The sequence below is a fragment of the Mesorhizobium sp. M0991 genome, from assembly GCF_040318915.1.
Taxonomy (GTDB): Bacteria; Pseudomonadota; Alphaproteobacteria; order Rhizobiales; family Rhizobiaceae; genus Mesorhizobium.
On record NZ_JAMYNE010000012.1, the window covers coordinates 89,717 to 116,554 of the forward strand.

A 26,838-nucleotide genomic window follows, 5' to 3' on the forward strand; every position below is an offset into this window, starting at 1 on the left:
GGGGTGGGCGGGAACGCGGCGCTCCCTATCGAAACGGACCATCCCCATGAACTGGGATGACGCTCGCATCTTCCTTGCCGTGGCGCGGGCCGGCCAGATCCTCGGCGCCGCCAGGCGGCTGGAGCTCAATCACGCCACCGTCTCGCGCCGCATTGCCGCCCTCGAGGATGCGCTCAGGACAAAACTGTTTCGCCGGCTTACCACCGGCAGCGAGCTGACGCCGGCGGGCGAGCGTTTCCTCGAGATCGCCGAACGCATGGAGGGCGACATGATCGCCGCGCGCTCGACTGTTTCAGGCGAAGGCGACGACGTCTCGGGCACCGTGCGGATCGGCGCGCCGGACGGTTTTGGCGTCGCCTTCCTGGCCAGGCGCCTCGGCGCGCTGACCGCTCTGCACCGTGAACTCACCATCCAGTTGGTGCCGGTACCGCGCTCCTTCTCGTTATCCCGGCGCGAGGCCGACATTGCCATCACCGTCGAACGGCCGACGGAAGGCCGCCTGGTGGCGGGAAAGCTAGTCGACTACACGCTCGGCCTGTTCGCGTCGCGGGCCTACGCCGACACGCATGGCCTGCCCGGAACCGCCGCCGAGCTAGGGCAGCACACGCTGATCGGCTACGTGCCGGACCTGATCGTCAGTCCCTCGCTCGACTACGCGGCCGAATTCAGCGCCGACTGGCGCACCAGCTTCGCCATTTCCTCAGCGCTCGGCCAGGCCGAAGCGGTGCGTTCCGGCGCCGGCATCGGCATCCTGCACACCTTCGTTGCCCGCTCGATGCCGGAGTTAGTGCCTCTCGATATCGTCGCACCCATCCGCCGCGCCTACTGGCTGGTCTATCATGAATCGGTCAGACCGCTGCGCCGCGTCCAGATCGTCTCAAGCTTCATCACCAAGGCCGTCGAACGGGACAGGGGTTTGTTCGCGTGAAGCGTATCGGCCGTTGGCTGTCTTAAGCTGCTGGGGGTCTTACTTGGCGTATCGTCCCGGCCCGAGATCGCCGACGTCTGGCACCCGGCTGGAGATGATGTCGGCTAGAACCTTGGCCGAGCCGCAGGCCATGGTCCAGCCGAGTGTCCCATGGCCGGTGTTGAGATAGAGATTGGAGAAATCGGTGCGGCCGATCAGCGGCGGCCCGTCCGGTGTCATTGGCCGCAGCCCGCACCAGAAGGTCGCCGATCGCATGTCGCCGCTGCCCGGAAACAGGTCGCCGACCGAATGTTCGAGCGTGCGCCGCCGCGATTCGTGCAGCCGCAGGTCGAAGCCGGAAATCTCCGCCGTGCCGCCGACCCGGATACGGTCGCCGAGCCGGGTGATCGCTACCTTGTAGCTCTCGTCCATGACGGTCGAGACCGGTGCCGCGGCGGCGTCCTTGATCGGCAGGGTGATCGAATAGCCCTTGACCGGATAGACCGGGATGGGCCGCTTCAGCATGCGCATGAACCGCGCCGAATAGCTGCCCATCGCCATCACATAGGCATCAGCGACCATCCAGCCCTTGCTGGTGCTGATGTTGGTGATGCGATCACGCTTCTTGACGACGCGCCGTATCTCCGTGTCGTATTCGAAGGTGACGCCGCGTGCCGCGCAAAGCTCGGCAAGCCTGTCGGTGAACATCTTGCAGTCGCCGGTTTCGTCGCCGGGCAACCGCAGGCCACCGACGAATTTTTCGCGCACGCCGGCCAGCCCAGGCTCGGCCGCAATGCAGCCGTCGGGGTCGAGGACCTCGTAGGGGACGCCATAGGCCTTCAGCACCTCGACATCGCCGCCGACGCCGTCGAGCTGCTTTTGCGTTCGGAAGAGCTGCAGCGTGCCCTTGGCGCGCTCGTCGTAGGCGATGCCGGTCGCCTCGCGCAGCGCCTTCAGCGTGTCGCGGCTGTACTCGGCCAGCGGCACCATGCGCGCCTTGTTCAGCGCGTAGCGTTCAGCCGTGCAATTGCGCAGCATCTTGACCAGCCATATCCACATATGCGGATCGAGCGCCGGCCGCACCACCAGCGGACCGTGCTTCATCAAAAGCCATTTGATGGCCTTCAGCGGAACGCCGGGCCCGGCCCAGGGCGAGGCATACCCGGGCGAGATCTCGCCGGCATTGGCAAAGCTGGTTTCCAGCGCCGGGCCTTTCTGGCGATCGATCACCGTCACCTGATGGCCGGCCTCGGCAAGAAAATAGGCGGAGGTGACCCCGATCACGCCGCCGCCCAGCACGAAGATCTTCATCGTTTGGTTCTCCGCAACGACGTCTCGTCAGGGTCCGAGACCGGGATCATCGCCGCCTTCTGTCTGCCGGATTCTGCGGCGTCAGCCAAGTGCCGATGCTTAGGGAAAAGACATGCGTAAGGACAACAAGCTTGCGTCCTAGCCATTCACATAGCGCCGATGGAAACGGTGGCCGAGGCTGGTCAAGACCTCGTAGCCGATGGTGCCGGCATGGCCGGCTACCTGGTCCACCGTCTGCGACGACGGCCCGATGAGTTCGACGAGGTCGCCGGCCTTCAGCCTGCCGGGCGGCAGCGCGGAAATGTCGAGGATGATCGTATCCATCGAAATCCGGCCGACGAAGGGCAGCCGCACATTTTCGAACCAGGCGGAGGAAGCGGCGCGTCGATGCCAGCCATCGCCATAGCCGAGCGAAATCGTCGCCGCGGCAAGCGGAGCCTTGGCATGGAAAGTGTGACCGTAGCCGACACCGGCGCCGGCCTCCAATATCCGCGTCTGGATGACCTTGGCTTGCAATCGCACCACCGGCAGCATCGGATTGTCCTTCGCCGGCGTCGGATTGATGCCGTAGAGAGCGGCACCCGGACGGACGAGGTCGTAGTGATAGCGCTGCCCGAGAAAAATGCCTGATGAATTGGCAAGGGAAGCCGGCGCTTCCGGCAGCATCCGGCGCAGCCGTTCGAATTCCAGCCGTTGCCGTTCGTTGGCCGGTTGCTCGGGTTCGTCGGCGCAGGCGAGATGGCTCATCACGAAGGTCAGTTCGACACCGTCGAAGGCCTGCGGATCCCGCGCCACCGCTTTCACCTCCGCCGGCGTCATGCCGAGCCGCGACATGCCGCTGTCGACCTGGACGGCGGCCGGCAACTTACGCCCCACCCGCCCGGCCATCTCGCGCCATGCCGCGAGTTGGCTGGCGCTGTTGAGTACGGTGCAAAGCCCTGCCGCAACCGCTTCCCTTTCCGCACCCGGCGGAATGCCGTTCAGCACATAGATGGCCGGGTCTGAGCTGAGCGCCTTGCGCAGCAAGATGCCGCCGGCCAAATGCGCGACAAAGAAAATGTCACAGCCTTCAGCCATCAGCGCCGCCGCCACCGGCGCCGCGCCAATCCCGTAGCCGTCGGCCTTGACCACTCCAGCACAGCTGACGCCGCCCAGCCGCGCCTTCAGCCGCCGGTAATTCTCACGGACGGCGCCGAGATCGATGGTCAGGATCGCCCCCGCCGCCGCTTCGCTGATCGGCTCGCTCGGGGCGCCAGCCTGCGGTACAGAGACGGTCTGCGGAAGAGATTTGCTGGAGATATCGTTCATGCCGACCTGTTTTAGCGGAAGGCCGACGGCTACGCCACCAGGTGCCGGAACGCTGCCACCACGTCTTCGTAAACCTTGCGCTTGAACGGCACGATCAGGCCCGGCAATTCCAGCATCGGCCGCCACGCCCACCGGTCGAACTCGGCCTTGTGGCCACCCGGCGGCGGATTGATCTCGATCTCGCTTTCGTCGCCGTGGAAGCGGAAGGCAAACCATTTCTGCGTCTGGCCGCGATATCGTCCCTTGAAGGCGACACCGACCAGATGGGCCGGCAGGTCGTAGTTGATCCAGTGCGGCGCCTCGGCCAGCAGCGACACCGAGCGCATGCCGGTCTCTTCGTAGAGTTCACGCGCCGCCGCGGGCAGCGGCTCCTCGCCATCGTCGATGCCGCCCTGCGGCATCTGCCAGAGCTGTGTCGTTCCGGCGAACTCGCTGTCCGGCTCGGCAATGCGGTGACCAACCCAGACCAGGCCGTCGCCATTGAGGACCATCACCCCTACGCAGGGCCGGTAGGGCAGTGTCTCGGCGTCAACGAGCTTGTTCTTTGCCATCTCAGCCTTTTTCCGGATCTATCGCCACCGCCGAAACCGGCACGATCTCGATGCCGCGCTTCTTGGCCTCGGTCACCCAGGAAGACACGGTATCCACCGTCAGGTCGAAGGCCGAGCCGATGCCGACGGCAAAGCCTTTCGCTCGCGCCGTCGCTTCCAGCCCATCCAGTTTCTTCAAAATGGCGCCGCGGTCCTGCACCGCGTCGATCGCCGTATCGCCGCCGACGAACGGCACGCCGTCCTTCAGTGCCAGTTCGGGTGCCAAGCTGCGCGCCGAGGAACCGTCATCGACATAGGCGAGACCACGCTTGCCAAGCTCGGCCATCAATGGCCCCATCGCCGTCGCGTCCGCTGAAAAGCGGGCGCCCATATAGTTCATGACGCCGGTGTAGTTGGTCGTTCGCGACAGCGCCCAGCGTAGATTCTTCAAATTCTCGTCCGGCGTCGCAGCCACGGTCAGCGTGTTGCGGCCGGGATTGACGTTCGGATAGTCGAACGGCTCGAGCGGCACCTGCATGATGACCTCATGGCCGCTCTGCCGCGCCATCTGCATCCAGCGGCCAATGCTGTTGCCTTGCGGCGCGAAGGCCAGCGTCACTTCCGCCGGCAGCTTGGCGATGGCTGCCTGCGTGCCGGTCTGCGACACGGCAAGCCCGCCGATGACGAGGGCCACGCGTGCACCGCGTGCGCCCGACCACGGCCGCGCATAGACATCGAACGGGCGCCGGCCGTCGGCGGCGCGGATCGGCAACAAACCGGTTTCGCTGGCCTCGATCAGCGCCTTGTCGGGAATGTGCGCGATCCTGAGGTTCTGGCCGATCGTCGAAGGGTCGCGGATGACGATGGCCGCATTGGGCGGACCGTCGCCCTCTTCGGTCTGGACATGGATGATCTGCGGACCGCCCGTCTTCCCGCTTGTCGTTTGTTCGCTTGCGTTGCTTGGCGCTTCCGTTGCGGGCGTCGCCTTGGCCGGCGCCGCGGCGGTTTCGGCCGCTGCCGGCATCTTCGGCGCCGAAACGGCGACTTCTTGCGGCTTGCGGAATGGCTTGTCGCGCAAAGCGATCGCGCTGGAAACGCCGACCACGGACAGCACGACAAGCGCGGCCGCGACCGCACCGGCGCTGATCCCGCTGCCTGAGCGCGGCGGCCGGATCGCCTGTCCGAGAGGTCGTTCTATGTCCTTGCCGATATCAGCCAAGCCCGCACCCCCGGCGTGCATCCCCGAAGTAAACCTTCTCCGGAGGCGCAAAATCCAAAATGTCGGCGCGTCCCCTTGCTTCACTGACGCGCAGCATGCCGGCCGCAGCCCCGAATCAAACTGCCGGAGCCTCGCGGCCCCGGCAGCATCGCATCGCTTCGCTCAGGCAGCCAGACCTGTTTGGCCCGGCTTGCCGCCCTTACTGGTTCAACACGGCCTTTTGCGGATTCGGCGGGAACGCCGGATCCGTCTTCTGGCCGCGCAGCAGCTGCTCGGCATAGATGAGCTGCAAATCGTCCTTCGGTTCCGGCGGCACATAGGCTGCCGAACCCGAACCGGTCGTGCCTTCGTCGGCGCCCTTGATGTGGCCCTTGAGGTCGGATTCGCCGCGCGTCAGGTCCCTGCCCTGCAGTTCCGCCGGCAGCGGTTGGTCGACCTTGATGTCGGGCGTGATACCCTTGCCCTGGATCGACTTGCCGGACGGCGTGTAATAGAGCGCCGTCGTCAACCGCAGCGCCCCGTTCTCACCAAGTGGGATGATGGTCTGCACTGAACCCTTGCCGAAGGATTGCGTGCCGACCACCGTGGCGCGGCGCAGATCCTGCAGCGCGCCGGCAACGATTTCCGATGCACTGGCCGAGCCGCCATTGACGAGCACGATCAGCGGCTTGCCGCCGATGTCATCGCCGGCGCGCGCGTCGAAGCGGCTGACGTCCTTCGGATCGCGGCCGCGCGTCGAGACGATCTCGCCACGGTCGAGGAAGGCATCCGAAACGCTCACCGCCTGGTCGAGCAAACCGCCCGGATTGAGGCGCAGGTCGAGCACATAGCCCTTGAGCTTGTCGTTCGGCACCTGCTTCTTGATGGTGTCGATGGCATTCTCGAGATCGTCATAGGTCTTTTCGGTAAAGGAGGTGATCTTCATGTATCCGATGTCGTTTTCGACCCGGAACTTGACCGCCTTGACCTTGATGATGTCGCGCACCACCGTCAGTTCGATCGGCTTGTCGGCGCCCTGGCGCAGGATAGTGAGCTTGATCGGCGTGTTGACCAGCCCGCGCATCTTCTCGACGGCGTCGTTGAGCGTCAGGCCGCGGACCTCCTCGCCGTCGATCTTGGCGATATAGTCGCCGGCGAGTACACCAGCCTTGGCGGCCGGCGTATCGTCAATCGGCGTGATCACCTTGACCAGATCGTTTTCCATGGTGACCTCGATGCCGAGGCCGCCGAACTCGCCCTTGGTTTGCACGCGCATGTCCTGCGCTTCTTCGGCGTTCATGTAGGAGGAGTGCGGGTCGAGCGAGGACAGCATGCCGTTAATGGCATTTTCAACCAGCGACTTGTCGTCGGGCGGCGTCACATAATTCGCCCGCACCCGTTCGAAGATATCGCCGAAGATCGCCAGTTGCTTATAGGTCTCGGAGCCCGCAGCCTTCGCCGTCGAGCCGGGCGCGCCATAGACCAGGCTCATCGCCGATGCACCCATCAGCGCACCGGCAAACAGAAGCGACAGTTTCCGCATCATTCACGTCCTTCCAGAAAAACGGTCCGCCCACCATGGGGCCGGATCGACGGGTTTTCCATCCTTGCGGAACTCGACATAGAGCTCCGGCGTGGCATTTCCATTCTTCGATGCCGAGGTGCTCGCCACCCGGGCCTCTCCCATCGCGCCGACCGGCTCTCCTGCGAGCACCGACTGGCCAGACGCGACGCTGATTCTGCTCATCCCCGCCAGGACGACATGATAGCCGTCACCCGCATTCAGGATCAAGAGTTGACCGTAAGAGCGGAAAGGCCCCGCATAAAGCACATTTCCATCCGCCGGCGCTGTGACGATGGCTCCCGATTGTGTCGCAACCATGTCACCGAGCATCACCGCGCCGTTACCGTCGTTGGCGCCGAAGCGCCGCTTGATCCTGCCGGTGACCGGCAGCGCGATCTGCCCTTGAAGCGCGGAAAACGGCGCGGCAGCGGTGAGCCTGTTGCTCTCCGGCACCGGCAGCGAGGCCAATTCCGTCGGGGCCGGGGTTGATGCCGGGCCCTTGTCGGCGTCCGCCGTCTTTTGCTCGGCTGCCTTGGCCGCATCCGCCGCCTTGCGGGCCCTATCGGCCTCGAGCGAGGCGATCAGTTCTTTCAGGCTGCCGGCCTTGGCCGCCAGCGTCGCGGACCGCTGCTTTTCGGCGGCCAGCGCGGTTTGCGTATCGGCGGCGAGCTTCTGCTTGGCTTCGAGCAGCATGCCGAGCCGCTTTTTTTCCGCCGCCTGCTCGCCGACCGCTGCCGTCAGCCGCGCCCGCTCGGCCTCGATCGAGCCCGTCACCCGCGACTGCTCTTTGAGGTCGGCCAGCAACATGTCGGTCTGCTGGCGCAGTTCCGGCACCACGGCACCGAGCAGGATGGCGCTGCGCACCGACGACAATGCGTCCTCCGGCTTGACCAGGATCGCCGGCGGCGGGTTAAGCCCCATGCGCTGCAGAGCGCCGAGCACTTCGGCCAGAACATCGCGTCTAGCCGCCAGTGAGGCGCGGATCTTCTGCTCCTGCGCCTTCAGCCCCTCGAGCTTGCCGCCAATGTCCTCGATGTCCTGGCCGAGCTTCTGCTCGGTCATCGCCGACTGGATCAGCGCGGCTGTGATCGAGGCGTGGTCCTTCTTGACCGCCGCTATGTCGGCGGCGAGCTTGGCCAGCCGCTCGGACGACAGCGTGATCTCTTTCGATACTTTTTCGTATTCGGCGCGGCTCTGGTCCGGGTCGGGCGCCAGGTCGAGCGTGTTCTCGGCCCGCGCGACGCCGAGCGAAAGCGCGATCGTCGCCACGGCGATGCCGCAGCGCACGCGCCAGGAGCCCGTTCGTGATTTCCAGTCTTCAGACATTGAAGCCTAACTCTATGCGCGGCTTCGTTAACGAACCATCAACCATGTTCGAGCCCCGGCCGCCATCCGCAAACCCCGTGAGCCCAAACTGTCGATGAGCATTGGGGCAAAAATCCGGGCGACTGGCGTCAATTCGCCGACCGAGTCGACTTCATGAACGATGGTAGGGGTGGCCGGAAAGGATCGTGGCCGCCCTGTAAAGCTGCTCGCCCAGCATCACGCGGACCAGTTGATGCGGCCAGGTCTGTGCGCCGAGCGACACCGTCAGATCAGCCAGGTCGCGCAGCGACTGGTCATGGCCGTCGGCGCCGCCAATGGCGATCACCAGCGCCTTGCGCCCGCCATCGCGCAGCGAGCCCATGCGGCCGGCGAAATCCTCGGAGGAAAGGTTCTTGCCGCGCTCATCCAGCAGCATCAGCGCCGTGCCCGGTTGCAAGTGCGTCTGCAGCTTCTGGCCTTCCTCGCGCCGGCGCTCATTGGCCGTCTGCGCGCGGCCTTCGGAAATCTCGACGATCCCGGCGAATTCGAGGCCTACGGCAGGGCCGCTCTTGGCAAAACGCTCGAAATAGCGGTCGGCCAACTGCTTCTCGGGGCCGGCTTTCATTCGGCCCACGGCATGAACGGTAATCTTCATCCCTGCCTCGAAGAGCCGCTGATGCATGTCGGACAACGACATGCATCAAGACGAATACGGCTCAGTGGAGGGTCTCCTCCTCGAGATCAGGCGCCTGCCACATCTTTTCGAGATTGTAGAAGTCGCGGACCTCGGGGCGGAAGACATGGACGATGATGTCGCCCGAATCGATCAGGACCCAGTCGGCGCCAGCCAGCCCCTCGACGCGCGCCGTGCCGAGCCCGGCATCCTTGAGCGCCTTGAGGAGATGATCGGCGACAGCCGAGACATGACGGTGCGATCGGCCCGATGCAACGACCATGTAGTCGCCGAGGCTCGATTTTCCCTGGATGTCGATTGAGACGATGTTTTCGGCCTTGGAGTCTTCCAGACTGGCAAGGACTGTCTTGATGGCGCGGGACACGGCGTCGTTTACGCTGATCCCGGCCGGCGAAGGCACGATGTCGGCCTTCTTCCGCAGTGCTGTTCTCAGTGTATTTCCTTTCGCAGCAAGAACAACCAAATCACCTCTGAAATCAGGTGACACTGCTTAGATAGGCAGAGTTAGGTTGCAGTTTCAAGACACCGCTCGCAAGCAGGCGCCCGGCAGCGGCCGAATATCCGGCTTTTCGGGCCAGAAATTCGGAACCGCCTCGCCCCGCAGCGGTTATCGGCTCATCCACGAACCGGAATCCCGACATGCCAATCGATCCCCAGAACGCTCTCCTCACCGTGCAATCCGGCCTTGCGCAGCTCAGCATGCTGATCGTTTCCTACTCGCTTTCGGCGGTCGGCGCCGTCATCCTGCTGGTCATCGGCTACATCGTCGCCGGCCTCGCCGAGCGTTCGATCTATGCCGGCCTCGGCCACGTTCACGGCTTCGACGAAACGCTCCGCCATTTCTTCTCGCAGGTCGTCCGCTACGCCATCCTGGGGCTTGTCGTGATCATGGTTCTCGGCCAGTTCGGCGTGCAGACGGCTTCGATCATTGCCGCTATCGGTGCCGCCGGCCTGGCCATCGGCCTGGCGCTGCAAGGCACGCTGCAGAACATTGCCGCCGGTATCATGCTCCTGGCGCTGCGGCCGTTCCGCATCGGCGAATATGTCGAAGTCGGCGCCATATCCGGTACCGTCGAGGAGATCGGGCTGTTTGCCACAACGCTGAGGACGGTCGAAGGCGTCTACGTGCTTGCACCCAACTCGACCCTGTGGAACCAGCCGGTCCGCAATTTCACCCGCAACGGCGTGCGCCGCGGCGACATCACGCTCAACATCGGCTCGTGGAACGACATCGATTTCGCGCAAAAGACCATGCTTGGCGTCGCCGCCGCCGACCGGCGCGTCAGGCGGCAGCCGGCGCCGATCGCCTTTGTCGCGACCGTCGGCGACAGCACCGTCGCCATCACCTTGCGCTACTGGACGGCGGCCGCCGATTTCTTCGTCGCCCAGATCGACCTCACTAAGAGCGTCAAGCAGGCATTCGATGCCGAAGGCCTTTCAATACCAGCGCCGGCGCCGCAGGCGCCTCAGCCGGATGCCTCAGCCACGCGGCAATAGAGCATTTGAAACCAGCTGGAGGGTGTTCAAAGTCCTTCGCGCCGGCGCTGATCTTCGGGCGCGAAGGCGAGATCGACAGGCAACGGCGCCTGCGCCGTCATTGGCGCGAAACTGCCGGTCTCGGTGGCGGGCACCGGCCGCACCACGACGACGCGCCAGAGAACGAACAGGCAATAGGCGGCGGCAATGACGATCGCCACATAGATGAAGGCTTGCGTGCCGTAGATGGCGGAAAGCCCGGTCACAATGCCGGGCACGACGAAGCCGGATAGCGACCAGGCAAACAAAAGCGAGCTCGACAACGCCACCATGTCGTCCTTGCCGGCGCGGTCGCCGGCATGGGCGCTGGCCAGAGAGTAGATCGATTCCGAGGCGCCGTCCCAGACCACGTAGATGACGAGCAGCGCCGCCAGCGCGCCACCGTCGAAACCGAGGGCAAACAGGCCCGCCGCGGCGGCAAGCGCCGACGCCGCGATCAGCACAAAGCGCCGGTCGGTGCGGTCGGAAATCCAGCCGAGCGGGATCTGCAGGATCAGCGTGCCGACCGGCATTGCCGAAAGCAGCAAGGCGACGTCGGCCTGGCTGTAGCCCTTGGCGGTGGCATGGATTGGCGCAAAACCCGAAATGGTCATCGACAGGCCACCGACGGCAAGCATGCCGGCAACGCCGACCGGTGAGATCCGCCAGGCCCTGCCGAGCGCCACCGACGCCGCTTGCGGCGCCGGCGGCTGCGCGAGCCGCGTCAGCCCGACGGGAAGGATCGACAGCGCGGTGAAGGCAATCCCGATCAGCGGCGCGTCAGCCGCGCGGATATCGATCAACGCCAGTGTCGAGTAGCCGACGCCGAGCCCGGCGACATAGGCAACGTAGAAGATAGCCATGACCCGGCCGCGGATGGCGTTGGCAACGACATCGTTCAGCCAGCTCTGCGCGACGATGAACAGGCCGCATATGGCAAAGCCGTAGAGCGCCCGTGCAGCGATCCATGGCAATGGGTGCGGCCCGGCGCCGACCGCGGCGTTGGACAGCACGATCAGTGCCGACAGCACCATGAACACGCGGGCATGGCCGACACGCCGCACCAGCGGCCCGGTCAGGATACAGCCGGCGAGGCCGCCAGCCGAAAGGCCGGTGACGATCAGCCCCGCCCATGTCGGATCGAAGCCCTCGGCGCCGAGCCGAACTGGGATATAGGCGAACATCAGCCCATTGCCGACGGCGATCAGCGCCATCGACAAGAGGATGCTGGCAATGGCGATCGACGGCGCCGGCTGCCCTAGACCGTTCTTGTCCTGGTCGCGCTCGAGAATCGTCATTACCGAGGATCGCCCATCAAGCAGATCAAGGCAGCGGCAAAAGCGACATCACCGGTCTTGCCTTCCGTGTTGGCTCAGCCCTTTCCCACCTTGCGGATCGCGCTCGACGACAGCGACGAACGCGGGCCGTGAATGAAGGTCCAGGCCGGCGCCGTCATGCGGGCGAGCCGCGGTGCGTCGCCTTCGTCGACGCGGGCATAGTCGAAGGTCTTGGCGACCACCGACGACAGGAACGACAGCGTCGCGCCTGGCCGGTCGACCACCGCGATCGGGAACGTCATGACGATGCGGCGCCAGCGCTGCCAGCGGTGGAAGTCGCGAAGCGAGTCGGCCCCCATGATCCAGACGAAATCGACGCCCGGGTTACGCGCCTTGACCAGCGCCAGCGTGTCGGCGGTGAAGCGGACGCGGTGGGCCGCCTCGAATGCGGTGACCTTGATCTTCGGGTTCTTCGCGATCTTTTCGGATAGCTGCAGCCGCTCGGCCAGCGGCGCCAGGTCTCCGGCATTCTTGAGCGGATTGCCGGGCGTCACCATCCACCACAGCTGGTCGAGCGCAAGGCGTCTGAGCGCGATCTCGGCGACCAGCGCATGGCCGGCATGCGGCGGGTTGAACGAACCGCCAAACAGCCCGACCGCCACGCCTTTCCCGGCATGCGGCATCTTGAGGTAATGAGAGGATATCGCATGTTCGGACAAGGCAAGCATGCGTCAGGCACCCCCCTCTGCCCTGCCGGGCATCTCCCCCTCAAGGGGGGAGATTGTCAGCTTCATCCCTGGCGCCCTTAGTGCGACATCGAAAATTGGCGAAAGTATATGCGACATCCGATCTCCCCCCTTGCGGGGGGGATGTCCGGCAGGACAGAGGGGGGTGGCTGGGCGCACGCCTCTCAGGCTCTGACTGCGAACGGATTCAAGGCCTCACCTGTCCCGACCCGCCTACGCGATATTTGAAGGACGTCAGTTGTTCGACGCCGACCGGCCCGCGTGCATGCATCTTGCCGGTGGCGATGCCGATTTCGGCGCCCATGCCGAACTCGCCGCCATCGGCAAACTGGGTCGAGGCGTTGTGCAGAAGGATCGCCGAATCGATCTCGTTGAAGAACCGTTCGACGGCCTTTGCATCCTCGGCGATGATCGCCTCGGTGTGATGCGAGGAAAACGTCTCGATATGCTCGATGGCGCCGCCAATGCCGTCGACCAGCTTCACCGCAATGATGGCGTCGAGATATTCGGTCACCCAGTCTGCATCGGTCGCCGGCTGGGCATCGGCATAAAGCCTCAGCACCCCGGCATCGGCATGGATCTCGCAGCCTGCCGCCCGTAGGGCCTCGAGGATCGGCACCAGGTGCGTGCCGGCGACGGCACGGTCGACCAGCAGCGTCTCGGCAGCACCGCACACCCCGGTGCGCCGCATCTTGGCATTGACCGCGATCTTGACCGCCATGTCGAGATCAGCCGATCGGTCGATATAGAGATGGCAGATGCCCTCGAGATGCGCGAAGACCGGCACCCGTGCCTCGTTTTGCACACGCTCGACCAGGCTGCGGCCGCCGCGCGGAATGATGACCTCGAGATTGCCGGAAAGCCCTTTCAGCATTTCGCCGACGGCGGCGCGATCGGTGGTCGGCACCAATTGTATGGCATCCTCCGGCAGCCCGGCTGCCTTGAGCCCCTCGACCAGGCAGGCATGGATTGCCGCGGAAGAATTCACCGAATCCGAGCCGCCGCGCAGGATCACCGGATTGCCCGCCTTGAGGCAGAGCGCACCGGCATCGGCGGTCACGTTCGGCCGGCTCTCATAGATGACGCCGACGACGCCGAGTGGCGTGCGCACCCGTTCGATATGCAACCCGTTCGGCCGCTCCCATGCGGCAATGACATCGCCGACCGGATCGCGTAACCCGGCGATCTCGCTGATGCCGTCTGCCATGGCGCGGATGCGAGCGGGATCGAGCTTCAGCCGATCCATCGACGCTGCCGATAGGCCAGCCTCCTCGCCATTTCTGATGTCGATGGCATTGGCGTCGAGGATATCCTGCTCATGTCGAAGGATCGCCTGAGCCATGCCGAGCAGCGCCGTGTGCTTGCGCTCGGCCGCAGCTATGGCCAGCGGTCGGGCTGCGGCACGCGCGCGGCGGCCGATATCGGCCATCAGCGCCACGGTATCATCCCGGGATTTTTCATGCAGCGTCAGCATGGCTCATCCTCCGCTATGTAAGCCGGTCACCGACTATTTGCTCGCCACCGGCATGGCTCACCACAAGGTCATCGCGGTGGATCATCGCCGAACGCGCCTCGTAGCCGAGCACGGTTTCGATCTCGGTCGTCCTTAGGCCAGCGATCCTTACGGCATCGGCGGCATCATAGGCAACCAGTCCGCGCGCTATCTCGCGGCCCTCGGGCGACAGGATCGCCACCGTGTCGCCACGCGCAAAATTGCCGCTGACCAGTTTGACGCCGGCCGGCAGCAGCGACTTGCCGGAGAGCAGCGCGCCGATGGCGCCGGCGTCGACGGTCAGCCGCCCCGCCGGTTCGAGCTGCCCGGCGATCCAGGTCTTATAGCCCTTGACCGGATTGGCGCTCGGCCGGAAGAACGTGGCGCGCTCGCCGCGCTCGATTGCCAGCAGCGGCGACAGCCGCGTGCCCGATGTGATGATCATGGCGGTGCCGGCGGCGGTGGCGATCTTGCCGGCGTCGAGCTTGGTGCGCATGCCGCCGCGAGATAATTCCGAAGCGGCAGCACCCGCCATCGCCTCGATATCGGGGGTGATGCGGTCGACGACCGGAATGAACCGGGCTTGCAGATCGCGCGCTGGCGGTGCCGTGTAGAGCCCGTCAATGTCGGAAAGCAGCACCAAAAGATCGGCGCCCATCATGGTGGCGACACGCGCCGCCAGCCGGTCGTTGTCGCCATAGCGGATTTCCGACGTCGCCACCGTGTCGTTCTCGTTGATGACCGGCACTGCCTTCATCTTGAGCAGCGTCGAGATCGTCGCGCGCGCATTCAGGTAGCGGCGGCGCTCTTCGGTGTCGCCGAGGGTCAACAGGATCTGGCCCGATTTCAAACCATACTTGCCGAGCGCATCCGACCAGCCGCCGGCCAATGCGATCTGCCCGACGGCAGCAGCGGCCTGGCTCTCCTCGAGCTTCAGCGCTCGCTTGCCGAGGCCGAGGATGGTGCGGCCGAGTGCAATCGCCCCGGAAGACACGACGAGAATTTCGGCGCCGCCATTGGCCAGCACGGCGATGTCGTCGGCAAGCGAGGCCAGCCAGTCGCGCTTCAGGCCCGTCGTGCGGTCGACAAGCAGCGCCGAGCCGATCTTGACGGCAATGCGCCGATAATTTTTCAGCGATTGCGCGGCCATGGCTACGTGTTCCAGCGCGTCTCGACCGGCGCAGCGACAGCCTCGCGCGCATCGGCCACCACAGACATCAGCGCGCGCAACACCGCTTCGACGCCTTCGCCGGTGACCGCCGAAAGCAGCATCGGCGCGCGGCCAGCGGCGCGTTTCAGCGAGGCGGTCTTTTTCTTGCGTGCGTCGGCATCGAGTATGTCGACCTGGGAAAGCGCGACGATTTCGACCTTGTCGGTCAGCCCGTTGCCGTAGGCTTCGAGCTCGGCGCGCACGGTCTTGTAGGCCTTGGCCGGATTTTCTTCCTGCGCCGAGACAAGATGCAGAAGGACGCGCGTGCGTTCGACATGGCCGAGGAAGCGGTCGCCGATGCCGACACCTTCATGCGCGCCTTCGATCAGGCCGGGAATGTCGGCGATGACGAATTCACGACCGTCTATGCGGGCCACGCCAAGGCCCGGATGCAGCGTGGTGAAGGGATAGTCGGCGATCTTTGGCTTGGCCGCGGTGACCGCCGCCAGAAAGGTCGACTTGCCGGCATTGGGCAGCCCGACCAGGCCGGCATCGGCGATCAGCTTCAGCCTGAGCCAGATATTAAGCTCTTCGCCCGGCAGTCCGGGATTGGCGCGGCGCGGCGCCTGGTTGGTCGAGGTCTTGAAATGCTGGTTGCCGAAGCCGCCATTGCCGCCCTTGGCCAACAGGAAGCGCTGGCCGACGACCGTCAGATCGCAGATCAGTGTCTCATTGTCCTCGGCAAAGACCTGTGTTCCGGCTGGCACTTTCAGCATCACGTCGGCACCCTTGGCACCGGTCATGTTGCGGCCCATGCCGTGCGTCCCGGTCTTGGCCTTGAAATGCTGCTGGTAGCGATAGTCGATCAGCGTGTTCAGCCCATCGACCGCCTCGACCCAGACATCGCCGCCGCGGCCGCCATCGCCGCCGTCCGGGCCGCCGAACTCGATGAACTTTTCGCGCCGGAACGACACCGAACCGGCGCCGCCGTCGCCGGAGCGGATGTAGACCTTGGCTTGATCGAGAAATTTCATCGGATTGTATGGTTTCTGCTATTGGCTTTGCGGGATTGCTCTAAACCAAGGCGGGTCAAAGGGCGAGGGCCGTTTTTGCTACTGTAACGTCGCGCGTATCTCTGGACGCGTAGCATTTGGTTGACGCGTAGCATTTGGTTGACCCTTGCCGAAAATCGATCTTCGGCTTTCCAAGCGCGAGATGTCGGAATGAAGCTGGTAACTTACAATATCCACTACGGCGTCGGTCTCGACGGCCGCTATGATGTCGGCCGTATCGCCGATGCCGTGCGCGGCGCCGACGTGATCGCGCTGCAGGAGGTCACCCGCGCCAACCCGAAGAATGGCGGCCGCGACATGGTGGCCGAGCTCGGCGAGGCGCTGTCCGAATACTTCTCAGTCTACGGCAGTAATTTCGAGGCCGACGCCGGCTCGCACGTGGAGAACGGCCGCGCCATCACGACCACCTTCCAGCTCGGCAACATGGTGCTGTCGAGAACGCCGATCCACCTGTCGCGCAATCTCCTTTTGCCGCGCAGCCGCAGTTTCGAGGCGATGAACTTCCAGCGCGGCGCGCTGGAGGCGCTGATCGAAACACCGCTTGGCTTCGTCCGCTTCTATTCCACCCATCTCGACCATCGCAGCCCGGTCGAACGCCTGAGCCAGATCCGCTTTCTGCGCCTGCGCCTGTTGAACTACCCGCTCGAGGGCGGCGGGCTCTCCGGCGTCGCCGAGATCGGCTTGCCGGAGCTGCCTTGTCCCGATGCCTTCGTCGTCATGGGCGACTTCAACATGCTGGCCGGATCGCCGGAACATGTCGAACTCGCCGGCCAGCCTGACCATGAATTCGGCATGCCGGTGACCGCCGACCTCGCCGTCGATGCCGCCGCGCGCCTCGGCGCTGCCGGCGCCGATCTCGTCACCTGGGTCGACCCCAAGCGGCCGGACGATGCCAGCCGCCACAAGTGCATCGACTACATCTTCACCAGCGCTTCGCTTGCCAAATCGCTGAGGCGCCTGTGGGTCGACCGGCAAGCGGCCGGTTCGGACCACTTGCCGGTCTGGGTCGAGATAGCGTGACGTCAACGTTGGTCCGCAATCTTTCGCGCCGAGGTGTGTCGAGATTCAGGTCAGACCGTGCCGAGAGTGGTGGCTTCCGAGAACCGGAGCGGAGCGTACTTAAAGTACGTGAGCACCGGAAGCGCAGGAAGCCGCCATTTGCAGGCCGGCATCACCTGAATATCGGCATGCCTCAGAAATGCACCCAGTTCCGCAGGCTGGTCCAGGTCTTGCGATCGAGGCGATAGCGCTCGACCGGCACCTGACCGGCAACGATCGAATTCAGCATGCCCTGGCCGGCATACTGGAAGCCGCATTTGTGGATGACCCGGCGCGAGGCCGGATTGATCACCCGCGTCGAGGCGTGCAGCACCTGGATCGTGGTTCTCTGGAACGCAAGGTCGACCAGTGCGTGCGCCGCTTCCGTCGCGTATCCGCGTTTCCAGTACGGCTCGCCGATCCAGTAGCCGAGCTCCAACCCGCGATCCGTGGTGTTGAGCCCGGCACAGCCGACGAAGGTCTCGGTGCCGGCCAGCGTCAACGCATAGGCAATTCCGGCCCGGCGCGATGCCGTCATGGCCAGGAAAGCGCGTGCCTCCGCCTCGCCATAGGGATGCGGCATGCGAGCCAGCATTTCCGCGACATGGCGGTTGTCGGCGAGCGCCACCAATTGCTCGATGTCGCTTTCACGCGGGGCACGCATGACCAGCCGCTCGGTCGCGAGCACCGGGCAATCTATCGTGTAACTTTCGTCGTCTGAGTCTTCCGCTTCGGCAACCATGTCAAAGTCCTCCAGGCAAGAAAAAAGGGAGATGGAAACCCATCTCCCCTGATCCTTTTCCTGGCTTGGCCAGACACCGGTCCCGAGATGGGTGCCGGTGTTCTCGTGCGGAACCGGCTACTCCGCTGCCTTCGTCATCGGGTTCACCGATACGTAGGTTCGGCCATTGGCTTTTTTGTTGAAGGTGACTGCGCCAGCTTCCAGCGCAAACAGCGTGTGGTCCGTGCCAATGCCGACATTGGTGCCGGGATGCCACGTCGTGCCGCGCTGACGAATGATGATGTTGCCCGGAATCACGGCTTCGCCGCCGAACTTCTTCACGCCGAGCCGCTTGGAATGGGAGTCGCGACCATTGCGCGACGATCCGCCAGCTTTCTTGTGTGCCATCTAACTACTCCGATGCGCCGTGAGGCGCCTAAACGATCTTATGAACGCGTTCGCGTTCCGTTTCAAGTCCGATCCGGCGACGATTGCGCCGGTTCGTTCTACTTCTTCGCCAATTCCTTGGCCTGCTCGCGCCAGTCCTTGATCTGGTCGGCGCTGAACGGCATGTGCTCGTCGATCTTGGCGACATCCTTGTCGGACAGCTTGGCGATCTGGGCGAAGGTGGTGATGCCCTGTTCGTTGAGCTGGCCGGCGGCAACCGGGCCAATGCCCTTGATCACCGTCAGATCGTCCGGCTCGCCCTTCGGCGCCTTGAACAACGGTGCGGCGGCTTCGGCAGTCTTGTCCTCGGTCGTCTCAGCCTTGGCTTCCTTCTTCGGCGCAGCCTCTGCCTTCGCTGCGGCCTTCGGCGCGGCTTCAGCCTTCGCCTCGGTCTTGGCTGCAATCTCGGCCTTCGCTTCGGTCTTGGCCGCGGCCTTCTTCGCTGGCTTGGCGCCAGCCAGCAGGATCTCGGCGATCCTGACGGTGGTCAAAAGCTGGCGATGGCCGATCTTGCGGCGCGAATTCTGCCGGCGGCGCTTCTTGAAGGCGATGACGGTGCGGTTCTTGCCCTGCTCGACGACTTCGGCGGTGACCATCGCACCATCGACGAACGGCGCGCCGAACGTGACGTTCTCGCCCTCGCCATGCGCGAGCACATTACCGATTTCGACGATGTCGCCGACATTGGCTTCGAGTTTTTCGATCTTCAGGAGATCGTTGGCGGCAACGCGATACTGCTTGCCGCCCGTTTTGATGACTGCGAACATTTTTTGCCTTTCGCTGTTCGGTCGGCCTTGATGAACCGCTTCAGGCGGTTCGGCCGTCTTTTTGTCAGTCTGCGGGTTCAAAAAACAAGCGGCGCGGAAGATCCCTCCACGCCGATTGCGCGCTGTCCCTAACCGAAGGTTCGGCTTGAGTCAAGGCAAGCGCCGCGGGCAAGCGGCGAATGAGTTGAGCCCAGTCCGGCAAATATCGAACAGCGGCTACCGGAGCCTTGAAGAAAGCACGAACGGGAACCTGCGGCGCCGGGGCAGATTGGCCCTTGTAACCTGCCTGTCCAGCCGTTATCTAGTGCGCCGCGCCGGCAACGGCGGACCATGACCGCGGAGAGGTGGCAGAGTGGTCGAATGCACCGCACTCGAAATGCGGCATGGGTGCAAGCCCATCGGGGGTTCGAATCCCTCCCTCTCCGCCAGTGATCCTAATTTCATTCTCTTGATTTTTGCCTGCCTAACTCAGCCATAAATGCTCGTGAAGCCGCGGAGCTCAATTGCAGCCGGCGTTAACCCTTGGCCCGCTAGATCGTTGACGAAGCAGCCGAGCGGTGTTGCGGAAGGTTGTCAGTTCGCAGTGTGGGTCAAGCGAGTGTCAGCCGGATCGTGTATTTGGTGATCGACCCGTCGCGAACCTACCCACGACCTCATCGATCACATGGAACGGAGCAAGAAACCACCTCCGTGGTCGCACTGGATGGCGGCTGGGTTCTGTTGCGAGCAGTTGCTGATCAAAACGCGGTGACTTCGGTCTGGGGCGGCAAGTCCACCAAAATCAGCGAGCGATGCACTAACTGCTGGAGTGCGCCCCGCCTTCGACGTATAAATGGCGCTACATTCCGGGAGGAAGAGCCATGAATGCAGTGCCTCAATGGCGGCTCGCAGGCGACTGGTTCGACATCTGCAGCTGCGATATCCCTTGCCCTTGCGAGTTCGCCCAGCGGCCGACCGGCAATCACTGCCAGGGCGTGCTCGCCTAGCATGTACGCGAGGGTCAGTATGGCGACGTGAAGCTCGACGGCCTGTCGCTGGTGGCGCTCGGCGAGTTCGAAGGCAATCTATGGGCCGGCGAGGCAAAGGCCGTGATGGGCATGTACCTCGACGAGAAGGCGAACGAGCGGCAACGTGAAGCCCTGCAGGCGATCTTCGGCGGGCAGGCTGGCGGCTGGCCGGCGGGTTTTGCCGCCAACATCGGCGAGATGCGTGGCATGGAGTTCGTGCCGATCACTTTCGAGGTGGCGGGCGACCTTGCCACCTGGCGGGTCGAGATTCCTGGCCTCGTCGTCGGGCATGCGGAAGCGCTTTCAGGTCCCACGACACCACCCGGCAAGCGGGTGCAGACGATCAACCCGCCGGGCTCGGAGGTCGGCCCGGGCCAGGTTGCCACCTGGGGGCGTTCGGTCGAGGTGAGCACCAAAGGCTTCGGGCTCGACTGGACGGGCACGGCCCGCTCGAGCAAACACATTCCGTTCGACTGGACCGGCCCGAACTAGGGACGTGCCGATGCCTGACGCGTTCCCCGGGAAATCGTGGCGGCTCCGGAATTTGCGTGGCATGCCGCTCGGCCTTCTCGCATCGCTCGTCGTGCTAACAGCGGCGGCGTGGGCGCTGACCCTCAGCATGGATATGCCTATGGGCATTGCGGTGCGCGGCGGGATGGAGGGTATGGAAGGCATGGCCGGCATGGCGACGGCCGGAATTGCCGCCGACGGTTGGTCACTCGCCGGCGCCGCCGCCTTTCTTGCTGTATGGACGGTGATGATGGCTGCTATGATGCTGCCGGCGGCCGCGCCCATGATCTTTATGTTCGCGGCGGCGCAGGCTAGGCGCGAACAGCACGTCGCCATCCCGGCGTGGATATTCGTCGCCGGCTACATGCTCGTCTGGGCGGCGGCGGGCCTTCTTGTGTATGTCCTGGTCCAGCTAGGAAGCGAGTTTGCGTCGAGCCTCGATCCGCCTCAGCGTTCGAAATGGGCGCCGCTCGCGCTCGGTATGACGCTTGGCGTGGCCGGACTCTACCAATTCACGACCCTCAAGCACATTTGCCTCAGCCATTGCCGTTCGCCGCTCGCTTTCGTTGCGCAGCATTGGCGCGACGGGCGGGTTGGCGCACTCGAGATGGGGCTGCGGCACGGACTCTATTGCTTTGGTTGCTGCTGGGCTCTGTTTGCCGTGCTGGTCGCGGTGGGCGTCTTGAGCGTCGCCTGGATGCTGCTGTTGACGCTGGTCGTCTTCGTCGAGAAGCTGCTGCAGCGCGGCCGCCGCTTCGAAGTTGCTTTGGGCATTGCGCTGATGGCCCTCGGGATCGCTGTATCGTTCGGCGCGATCGAGATGCCTTGGATGAGCGGCTAGCCCCAGCCGGGTGGTGAAATTCCAAACACATCGGTCTCATTTTCAGTCCTTAGGGGTAAGGGTGGGTCGTTCTGTTTGGCGAACCGATGCTAGCAGCTGACAGACCTCTGATCGGGCGCGGTGCTGGCTCAAGATGAAGAGCTATGCAGCTTTCCGCCGCAATTGGCTCACGCTCAGCCAAACCGCCGAAACCAGGAAGTAGAGGGCGCCTACTGCGGCATAGCCGGCCACGTTGGTGATGGATGGCGGCATCGGCATCCGCGCCTGCGCGATGAAAAACGTGCCTGCCAGTGCTGATTGCCCTCCGCTCAGGACCATCGCCCACTGCGCACCAGAGCTCTTCCAACGGCGGACTGCGGTGCCGAGTTGAAGCAAGCCAGACAGGATCGCCCATAGACCGAAGACCCCGAGCACCCAATTCATGCTCATCTTCAGCGCAACAACGACCGCAAGCGTTGTCGCCACACTGACCACGACGTTGATGGTCTGCGTGCGATTCCGTCCCAATCCTCCGCTGCGCGATGCGTCGACAAAATTGGCGAGGGCATCCCATGCAGGATAAGTCACGAGCAACACCGCCGCGATCACCCCGGAATTCTGTCCCACCGTAAAGGCAGCCGCCACCCAGACAGCCGAGAACGCCGTCCGAGCGAAGTAATAGAGCTTGAGCCATTGTTCCTGGCTGGCGCGGGAAAGATCGCCACTGTGAACCGTCATTGGATCGTCCTTTCGACTAGTAGGTAGAGGCTCTCGACGAACGTCGCAGAGCGATTGCATTACGGTTATTTGAGATCTAGGGCCGTATCTTGGGGGCGCGGAGCCGCTCCAGTGCCGAGCCTGTCACGACGCCGAATATCTTCGGATCGCCATAGGCCCGTGCCGAAAGCATCGCGCCGTGAACAGTCGCCATGAACGCTTCGGCCTCGGCACGAGGGGTACTCATCAGTTGAAATTGGCCGTGCCGCGCGCCGCGCTCGAGCACGGATGTCAGCCAAGCCGACAGGGAGCGGAAATGCGCCCGGACCTCAAGGCCAACTTCCTCGGGCAGCACGGGGAGCTCGCTTGCCAACAGCGCGCAGATACAAAACGGGGCGCTGGCGTCCGCAATACAGGCTTCCCAATACCCGGCATAGATCCGCAACTGTTCGAGCGGATCGGATTCGTGAAGTTCGACATTTGCCATCCTCGCTTCAGCTTCTTCCCGATACCGCGCAACCAGCGTTCGGACCAGATCGACCTTGCTTGGGAAATGGTGATGGATGCTCGCCTTACGGATCCCGACCACATCAGCGATGTCGGCATAACTGAAACCGTTGTAGCCGCCAGCGACGATCAGTGAACGCGCACAAGCCAGGATGTCGTCAGAGGTGGTAGACAAGTTGCCCATGCCCTTACCTACCTTCTGGTAGGATGGCAGTCAAGCCTCCTTGCGACGCGAGTAGCGTGAAATTGGGTGGCTATGGCGTAGACGGTCATTCGATCTTCATTGTTTTCGGCCCGCCATCCATTCAGAAAGTTCCGGGTGTTTGTCGATCGAGGTAGCCATCCCACTTCGAGGACGAGGCAACACCCGCCGGCCGACCGGACCACCGCTAATCGCCGCGCGGCTCTGGGCGTTTGCACCGACTGCGCTATCTCCCCATCGTTAGCCTTGTTCTATCGCTGGTTGAAGATCGGGAGGTTTCCATGGATCGGCGACTATTTTTGACAGGAATGTTTGGCATTGCCGGGGCTGCGGCCCTTGCAAGCACAGTTCGGCCAATCAACGCAGTGGCCGGCGTTCCAACTGCCAGAAGCGGCATTCTCGATGAACTCGAGGCGCCGGATGTCGAGACCTTCGACGACGACGAAACTCAAGCAGAGTTGCAACCAGTCTATCATCGCCGGTGGCACCGGCCGCGTCGCCGCCGCCGGCGCGGTTGGAGAAGGGTCTGTCGCGTTTACTGGCGAAACGGCTATCGGCGCAGGCGGTGCTTCCGCAGGCGCGCCTGGGTCTGGTTTCGATTCTAGCAACTAGCCGGCTTGAACCCTTGCCATCGCGACCGGGGTTTTCGCCTCAGGCGACCGTTAGCGCCCTTAGAGAGCTTGTCTAAGGACGCCCGAGGAGGCTGACGGTGTTTGCAGGTTTCAGAGCCACCAGCTTGCGACTGGACGATACGACCATTTTCGCAAGGGTCGGTGGCACCGGTCCGCCGCTGCTGCTTCTTCACGGTTTTCCAGAAACGCATCTGATGTGGAGGGATGTCGCCGCAGCCTTGGCGCCCCGCTTCACGGTGGTCGCCGCCGACCTTCGAGGCTATGGGCAAAGCGGATGCCCGGTTTCCTCTGCCGATCATAGCCCATACGCCAAACGCGCCATGGCCGGCGACATGGTTCAAGCCATGAAGCAACTGGGGTTTGAGCGGTTCATGGTTGCCGGGCATGGTCGTGGCGGGCGGGTTTGCCTATCGCCTGGCGCTCGACCATCCCGACAAAGTCCTCAAAATCGCGGTCCTCGACATCATCCCCACCGCCGCAACATGGGATCGGGCGGATGCCAGACTGGCTCTCGGCTTCTGGCCGTGGAGCCTTCTTGCCCAGCCGGAGCCCCTGCCGGAACGTCTGATAGGCGCGGCTCCCGATGCCGTCGTCGACGATGCAATAACGCAATGGGGATCGTCGGCGAAAATGGTCTCCAAAGAGGTCAGGAACGCCTATGTTGATGCGCTTCGCGATCCCGCGCATATTCATGCCATCTGCGAAGAGTATCGCGCCGCTGCGACGATCGATCGTGAACATGACGCGCTGGACCAGGCAAACGGTCGTCGCATCGAGTGTCCGCTACTGGCGCTATGGAGTGGCGAAGGCGCCCTGGAGAACTGGTATGCGCAAGAAGGCGGGCCGCTGGCCATCTGGAGGAAATGGACCGACAGAGTGGAAGGACGCGCTGTCCAAGGCGGGCACTTTTTCCCGGAAGAGCACCCCGAAAGGATCGCAGCGGTTCTCTCGGAATTCTTCGAAGACAAACAGGACGGTCAGCACAGAGTATTGTAGAGGTCACATGCTTCAGTTACGCGGAACCTCGGGAGCGCTTCGCGGCCCGAGATCGAGAGCCCTCCGGAAATCCGCCCGTCCGGCATCAACGTGCCTGATAAGGGAATGAAGGCGATCTCCACGGCCGCGCCTCTGATATGCAGCCTGATGTTTGTCGGAAGTTGCGCATCGCCTTTGCCGGCATCCTTTGGTGCTGCGAAATACGACAAGATGAGTTGCGTCGAGCTTAACGTGGCGATGGGCGCGGTCGCTGACGAAATGTCGGCAACGGCCATTGCTCGCGGCAAAGTCGTCCACACCAACATTCCGGGCTGGCTGTTGGGAGGGCAGCGTGTCGCCTCGACCGTGGCTGCCCGCCAGAGTGCGAAGATCGAGCGCTTGCGGCAGCAGGAGGCTGCGATTGCAGCGGCGAGACGAAGCCGGTGCTGATTGCGTCACTGAAGTGGGTCTTCAGCCCGCCACACCGGATTGATGCGCAGCGATCGCGCCGAGGAATATCTCGCCGAAATCCTTGAGCTTGGCGGCGCCGACGCCGTTGACCGCGGCGAAGGCGTCCAGATCGCGCGGGCAGCGTTCAGCCATATCGATCAGTGTACGATCCGAAAAGATCACGAAGGCCGGCACCTGGCGTTCCCGGGCAAGACGCAGCCGTACAGCCTTGAGCGCGGCCAGCAGCGCCGAATCCAGACCTTCCGTGCCTGCTGCGGTATCCTCAGGACGTATCTTGCCTCGCGATGACTGGCGCGCGTCCAAGCGATACCGGAATGAAGCCTCGCCCCGAGCCAGCGCACGGCCCTTCTCGGCAATGGCGAGGCTGCCATGGCCGGCTGAGTTCAATGTCAGGAACCCTCCCGCGACGAGTTGGCGGAGCAGCGACAGCAAGAAACTCTTTTTATGCACCACACCGGTGCCGAAGCTGGCAAGCCTGTGGTGGTTCCTGTCCAGGACCTTCTCGGTCTCATGGCCGAGCAGGACATCGACGACATGGGCGGCGCCGAAGCGCTCGCCGGTCTGTGCGATCGCCGCCAGGATGATCCGCGCCTCCGCCTCGCCATCCGCATGCGGCGCCTGGTCGAGGCAGTTGTCGCAATTGCCGCAAGGCGAAGCACTTTCGCCGAAATAGCCAAGCAGGATCTGACGGCGGCACTGCGTCGTCTCGCAATAACCGATCAGCGTATCGAGCCGGCCATGCGCGCGCCTTTTGTGCTCAGCCGGCGCATCCTCGTCTTCGATGAAAAGCCGGCGCATGCGTATATCGCCGAGACCGAAGAGCATATGTGCCTCGGCCGCCCGCCCGTCGCGGCCCGCCCGCCCGATTTCCTGATAATAGGCCTCCAAGCTGCCCGGCAGGTCGGTGTGGAAAACATAGGCGACATCCGGCTTGTCGATCCCCATGCCGAAGGCGATGGTCGCCACCATCACCACGCCGGACAAGGTCATGAAAGCATTTTGATTCGCTTCACGCGCGTCCTTGCTCATGCCGGCATGATAGGCGAGCGCGCGTACGCCGTTCCGCTCGAGGAACGCCGCCATCTCTTCGGTCTTTTTGCGCGACAGGCAATAGACGATTCCGCTGCGGCCCGCATGGCGCTGCACGAAACCTAGCAATTGGCGCTTGCTGTCCTGCTTGGGCTCGATGCTTAGCTTGATGTTCGGCCGGTCGAAGCCGAGCACCACGGTATCGACGCGCCCGTCGAACAGTTGCGCGGCAATGTCGGTGCGCGTCGCCTCGTCCGCCGTCGCCGTCAACGCAATGATCGGCACATCGGGGAAGATGCCGCGCAGCCGTGACAATTCTTCGTATTCGCGCCGGAACGCCGGTCCCCATTGCGAGATGCAATGTGCCTCGTCGATGGCGATCAGCCGGACATCGAGCTTGGTCAACGCCTCGAGCATTCGCACCGTCATGAGCCGCTCCGGTGCAAGGTAGAGCAGGCGCGTCTGGCCTGCCGCGACGCGGCGCCATGCAGCGACATTGGCATCGCGGTCGAGTGAGGAATTGATCGTATCGGCCGCCACGCCGGCAAGGCGCAATGCGGCGACCTGATCCTGCATCAGCGCCACCAGCGGCGAAACGACAATGGTGAGCCCGCCCAGGACCAGCGCCGGGACCTGGTAGCAGAGCGATTTGCCGGCGCCGGTCGGCATGACAGCCAGCACATGGCGCTCGGCCAGCAGCGCCTCCATCACGGCCGCCTGGCCGAGACGAAAGTCATCGAAGCCGAACACATCCTTCAGAATGCGCCGCTTGGAATCCTCTGCCGGGATGCTCGCTGCAATCTGCATTACAGAACTTTCGGGGATACGACCTGCCGAAATTCCCCGGCGAATCGCCAGGTGATTGCCTGGACAGCAGATTCGAACATTTATCGACCCCTCTGGTCCCGCCCTCGGCACCGCCTGA

At 63.8% G+C, this 26,838-nt stretch carries 24 protein-coding genes, 1 tRNA gene and 2 pseudogenes; 8 read left to right on the forward strand and 19 right to left on the reverse strand.

Annotation, left to right across the window (positions count from 1 at the left end):
* The first annotated feature begins 46 nt into the window (after window positions 1–46).
* Window positions 47–928, forward strand: a complete 882-nt coding sequence (locus NKH70_RS18805; protein ID WP_352666100.1) for a LysR family transcriptional regulator — start codon at window positions 47–49, stop codon at window positions 926–928.
* Between the two features lie 39 nt (window positions 929–967).
* Here the strand turns inward: NKH70_RS18805 and NKH70_RS18810 are convergent, their stop codons facing one another.
* The 8 genes from NKH70_RS18810 to rsfS all read right to left on the reverse strand — a co-directional run bounded on the left by NKH70_RS18810 (window position 968) and on the right by rsfS (window position 9,217).
* Window positions 968–2,218 carry a D-amino acid dehydrogenase gene (locus tag NKH70_RS18810; protein ID WP_352909814.1) on the reverse strand — a complete coding sequence of 417 codons (1,251 nt, stop codon included), beginning with the start codon at window positions 2,216–2,218 and terminating at the stop codon, window positions 968–970.
* Between the two features lie 138 nt (window positions 2,219–2,356).
* Window positions 2,357–3,526, reverse strand: a complete 1,170-nt coding sequence (gene alr / locus NKH70_RS18815) for an alanine racemase (RefSeq protein WP_352909811.1) — start codon at window positions 3,524–3,526, stop codon at window positions 2,357–2,359.
* Window positions 3,527–3,555: 29 nt separating this feature from the next.
* On the reverse strand, window positions 3,556–4,077 hold the full coding sequence (locus NKH70_RS18820) for an RNA pyrophosphohydrolase (RefSeq protein ID WP_352714520.1): 522 nt from the start codon (window positions 4,075–4,077) through the stop codon (window positions 3,556–3,558).
* Between the two features lies 1 nt (window position 4,078).
* On the reverse strand, window positions 4,079–5,275 hold the full coding sequence (locus tag NKH70_RS18825; RefSeq protein WP_352909808.1) for a divergent polysaccharide deacetylase family protein: 1,197 nt from the start codon (window positions 5,273–5,275) through the stop codon (window positions 4,079–4,081).
* Between the two features lie 199 nt (window positions 5,276–5,474).
* Window positions 5,475–6,800, reverse strand: a complete 1,326-nt coding sequence (locus tag NKH70_RS18830; RefSeq protein ID WP_352978949.1) for a S41 family peptidase — start codon at window positions 6,798–6,800, stop codon at window positions 5,475–5,477.
* Window positions 6,801–8,144 (reverse strand): murein hydrolase activator EnvC family protein, encoded by a 1,344-nt coding sequence (locus NKH70_RS18835; RefSeq protein WP_352909806.1) that lies wholly within the window; start codon window positions 8,142–8,144, stop codon window positions 6,801–6,803.
* 151 nt (window positions 8,145–8,295) lie between these two features.
* A complete protein-coding gene (gene rlmH / locus NKH70_RS18840) occupies window positions 8,296–8,778 on the reverse strand; it encodes a 23S rRNA (pseudouridine(1915)-N(3))-methyltransferase RlmH (protein ID WP_352714525.1) in 483 nt (160 codons plus the stop codon).
* A 61-nt stretch (window positions 8,779–8,839) separates the two neighbouring features.
* The gene (rsfS, locus tag NKH70_RS18845; RefSeq protein WP_023678068.1) at window positions 8,840–9,217 is read right to left on the reverse strand and encodes a ribosome silencing factor; all 378 of its coding nucleotides are present in this window, start codon (window positions 9,215–9,217) and stop codon (window positions 8,840–8,842) included.
* Between the two features lie 239 nt (window positions 9,218–9,456).
* On the opposite strand from rsfS, the gene NKH70_RS18850 reads away from it, so the two are divergent.
* Complete coding sequence (locus NKH70_RS18850) at window positions 9,457–10,314, forward strand: mechanosensitive ion channel family protein (RefSeq protein WP_352714527.1); 858 nt, start codon at window positions 9,457–9,459, stop codon at window positions 10,312–10,314.
* A 26-nt stretch (window positions 10,315–10,340) separates the two neighbouring features.
* On the opposite strand, the gene NKH70_RS18855 is transcribed toward NKH70_RS18850, so the two are convergent.
* The 5 genes from NKH70_RS18855 to obgE form a co-directional block, all read right to left on the reverse strand.
* Window positions 10,341–11,630 (reverse strand): MFS transporter, encoded by a 1,290-nt coding sequence (locus NKH70_RS18855; protein WP_352714529.1) that lies wholly within the window; start codon window positions 11,628–11,630, stop codon window positions 10,341–10,343.
* A gap of 74 nt (window positions 11,631–11,704) precedes the next feature.
* On the reverse strand, window positions 11,705–12,292 hold the full coding sequence (locus NKH70_RS18860) for a nicotinate-nucleotide adenylyltransferase (protein WP_352910771.1): 588 nt from the start codon (window positions 12,290–12,292) through the stop codon (window positions 11,705–11,707).
* 250 nt (window positions 12,293–12,542) lie between these two features.
* Window positions 12,543–13,829, reverse strand: coding sequence for a glutamate-5-semialdehyde dehydrogenase (locus NKH70_RS18865; protein ID WP_353025805.1), 1,287 nt, complete (start codon window positions 13,827–13,829; stop codon window positions 12,543–12,545).
* A gap of 13 nt (window positions 13,830–13,842) precedes the next feature.
* Entirely contained in the window at window positions 13,843–14,997 is a 1,155-nt protein-coding gene (proB, locus tag NKH70_RS18870) for a glutamate 5-kinase (RefSeq protein ID WP_352909799.1), read from the reverse strand.
* A 2-nt stretch (window positions 14,998–14,999) separates the two neighbouring features.
* On the reverse strand, window positions 15,000–16,031 hold the full coding sequence (gene obgE / locus NKH70_RS18875) for a GTPase ObgE (protein WP_352909797.1): 1,032 nt from the start codon (window positions 16,029–16,031) through the stop codon (window positions 15,000–15,002).
* Between the two features lie 189 nt (window positions 16,032–16,220).
* Between obgE and NKH70_RS18880 the strand changes: the two genes are divergently transcribed.
* A complete protein-coding gene (locus tag NKH70_RS18880; RefSeq protein ID WP_352909794.1) occupies window positions 16,221–17,090 on the forward strand; it encodes an endonuclease/exonuclease/phosphatase family protein in 870 nt (289 codons plus the stop codon).
* A 172-nt stretch (window positions 17,091–17,262) separates the two neighbouring features.
* On the opposite strand, the gene NKH70_RS18885 is transcribed toward NKH70_RS18880, so the two are convergent.
* From NKH70_RS18885 to NKH70_RS18895, 3 genes are all read right to left on the reverse strand, one after another.
* Complete coding sequence (locus NKH70_RS18885) at window positions 17,263–17,850, reverse strand: GNAT family N-acetyltransferase (protein ID WP_254820471.1); 588 nt, start codon at window positions 17,848–17,850, stop codon at window positions 17,263–17,265.
* 117 nt (window positions 17,851–17,967) lie between these two features.
* Window positions 17,968–18,237 (reverse strand): 50S ribosomal protein L27, encoded by a 270-nt coding sequence (gene rpmA / locus NKH70_RS18890; protein ID WP_023678077.1) that lies wholly within the window; start codon window positions 18,235–18,237, stop codon window positions 17,968–17,970.
* 98 nt (window positions 18,238–18,335) lie between these two features.
* Window positions 18,336–19,043 carry a 50S ribosomal protein L21 gene (locus tag NKH70_RS18895; RefSeq protein ID WP_352909791.1) on the reverse strand — a complete coding sequence of 236 codons (708 nt, stop codon included), beginning with the start codon at window positions 19,041–19,043 and terminating at the stop codon, window positions 18,336–18,338.
* Between the two features lie 338 nt (window positions 19,044–19,381).
* Between NKH70_RS18895 and NKH70_RS18900 the strand changes: the two genes are divergently transcribed.
* The 3 genes and pseudogenes from NKH70_RS18900 to NKH70_RS18910 all read left to right on the forward strand — a co-directional run bounded on the left by NKH70_RS18900 (window position 19,382) and on the right by NKH70_RS18910 (window position 21,401).
* Window positions 19,382–19,471: transfer RNA gene (locus tag NKH70_RS18900), tRNA-Ser, on the forward strand.
* 432 nt (window positions 19,472–19,903) lie between these two features.
* Window positions 19,904–20,542: pseudogene (locus NKH70_RS18905) on the forward strand (DUF1326 domain-containing protein).
* 61 nt (window positions 20,543–20,603) lie between these two features.
* A complete protein-coding gene (locus NKH70_RS18910) occupies window positions 20,604–21,401 on the forward strand; it encodes a DUF2182 domain-containing protein (RefSeq protein WP_352721868.1) in 798 nt (265 codons plus the stop codon).
* Between the two features lie 141 nt (window positions 21,402–21,542).
* Here the strand turns inward: NKH70_RS18910 and NKH70_RS18915 are convergent, their stop codons facing one another.
* Together NKH70_RS18915 and NKH70_RS18920 are read right to left on the reverse strand one after the other, a co-directional pair.
* The gene (locus NKH70_RS18915; RefSeq protein WP_352721867.1) at window positions 21,543–22,118 is read right to left on the reverse strand and encodes a DUF308 domain-containing protein; all 576 of its coding nucleotides are present in this window, start codon (window positions 22,116–22,118) and stop codon (window positions 21,543–21,545) included.
* Window positions 22,119–22,194: 76 nt separating this feature from the next.
* Window positions 22,195–22,788, reverse strand: a complete 594-nt coding sequence (locus tag NKH70_RS18920; protein ID WP_353025808.1) for a TetR/AcrR family transcriptional regulator — start codon at window positions 22,786–22,788, stop codon at window positions 22,195–22,197.
* Between the two features lie 727 nt (window positions 22,789–23,515).
* Between NKH70_RS18920 and NKH70_RS18925 the strand changes: the two are divergent.
* Window positions 23,516–24,434, forward strand: a pseudogene (locus NKH70_RS18925) (alpha/beta fold hydrolase).
* A gap of 174 nt (window positions 24,435–24,608) precedes the next feature.
* Window positions 24,609–24,863 (forward strand): hypothetical protein, encoded by a 255-nt coding sequence (locus NKH70_RS18930; protein ID WP_352909785.1) that lies wholly within the window; start codon window positions 24,609–24,611, stop codon window positions 24,861–24,863.
* Window positions 24,864–24,884: 21 nt separating this feature from the next.
* Here NKH70_RS18930 and recQ read toward each other — a convergent pair whose 3' ends face one another.
* Window positions 24,885–26,720: a DNA helicase RecQ gene (gene recQ / locus NKH70_RS18935; protein WP_352721861.1), complete on the reverse strand. Its 1,836-nt coding sequence runs from the start codon at window positions 26,718–26,720 to the stop codon at window positions 24,885–24,887.
* Window positions 26,721–26,838 lie beyond the last annotated feature (118 nt).

Excerpts from the sequence above, each read along its gene's own strand:
- NKH70_RS18805 (WP_352666100.1), top strand. The coding sequence starts at position 47 with ATGAACTGGGATGACGCTCGCATCTTCCTTGCCGTGGCGCGGGCCGGC.
- NKH70_RS18810 (WP_352909814.1), bottom strand. The coding sequence starts at position 2,218 with ATGAAGATCTTCGTGCTGGGCGGCGGCGTGATCGGGGTCACCTCCGCC.
- alr (WP_352909811.1), bottom strand. The coding sequence starts at position 3,526 with ATGAACGATATCTCCAGCAAATCTCTTCCGCAGACCGTCTCTGTACCG.
- NKH70_RS18820 (WP_352714520.1), bottom strand. The coding sequence starts at position 4,077 with ATGGCAAAGAACAAGCTCGTTGACGCCGAGACACTGCCCTACCGGCCC.
- NKH70_RS18830 (WP_352978949.1), bottom strand. The coding sequence starts at position 6,800 with ATGATGCGGAAACTGTCGCTTCTGTTTGCCGGTGCGCTGATGGGTGCA.
- NKH70_RS18835 (WP_352909806.1), bottom strand. The coding sequence starts at position 8,144 with ATGTCTGAAGACTGGAAATCACGAACGGGCTCCTGGCGCGTGCGCTGC.
- rlmH (WP_352714525.1), bottom strand. The coding sequence starts at position 8,778 with ATGAAGATTACCGTTCATGCCGTGGGCCGAATGAAAGCCGGCCCCGAG.
- NKH70_RS18850 (WP_352714527.1), top strand. The coding sequence starts at position 9,457 with ATGCCAATCGATCCCCAGAACGCTCTCCTCACCGTGCAATCCGGCCTT.
- NKH70_RS18855 (WP_352714529.1), bottom strand. The coding sequence starts at position 11,630 with ATGACGATTCTCGAGCGCGACCAGGACAAGAACGGTCTAGGGCAGCCG.
- NKH70_RS18860 (WP_352910771.1), bottom strand. The coding sequence starts at position 12,292 with ATGCCGCATGCCGGGAAAGGCGTGGCGGTCGGGCTGTTTGGCGGTTCG.
- NKH70_RS18865 (WP_353025805.1), bottom strand. The coding sequence starts at position 13,829 with ATGCTGACGCTGCATGAAAAATCCCGGGATGATACCGTGGCGCTGATG.
- proB (WP_352909799.1), bottom strand. The coding sequence starts at position 14,997 with ATGGCCGCGCAATCGCTGAAAAATTATCGGCGCATTGCCGTCAAGATC.
- obgE (WP_352909797.1), bottom strand. The coding sequence starts at position 16,031 with ATGAAATTTCTCGATCAAGCCAAGGTCTACATCCGCTCCGGCGACGGC.
- NKH70_RS18880 (WP_352909794.1), top strand. The coding sequence starts at position 16,221 with ATGAAGCTGGTAACTTACAATATCCACTACGGCGTCGGTCTCGACGGC.
- NKH70_RS18885 (WP_254820471.1), bottom strand. The coding sequence starts at position 17,850 with ATGGTTGCCGAAGCGGAAGACTCAGACGACGAAAGTTACACGATAGAT.
- rpmA (WP_023678077.1), bottom strand. The coding sequence starts at position 18,237 with ATGGCACACAAGAAAGCTGGCGGATCGTCGCGCAATGGTCGCGACTCC.
- NKH70_RS18895 (WP_352909791.1), bottom strand. The coding sequence starts at position 19,043 with ATGTTCGCAGTCATCAAAACGGGCGGCAAGCAGTATCGCGTTGCCGCC.
- NKH70_RS18910 (WP_352721868.1), top strand. The coding sequence starts at position 20,604 with ATGCCGCTCGGCCTTCTCGCATCGCTCGTCGTGCTAACAGCGGCGGCG.
- NKH70_RS18915 (WP_352721867.1), bottom strand. The coding sequence starts at position 22,118 with ATGACGGTTCACAGTGGCGATCTTTCCCGCGCCAGCCAGGAACAATGG.
- NKH70_RS18920 (WP_353025808.1), bottom strand. The coding sequence starts at position 22,788 with ATGGGCAACTTGTCTACCACCTCTGACGACATCCTGGCTTGTGCGCGT.
- recQ (WP_352721861.1), bottom strand. The coding sequence starts at position 26,720 with ATGCAGATTGCAGCGAGCATCCCGGCAGAGGATTCCAAGCGGCGCATT.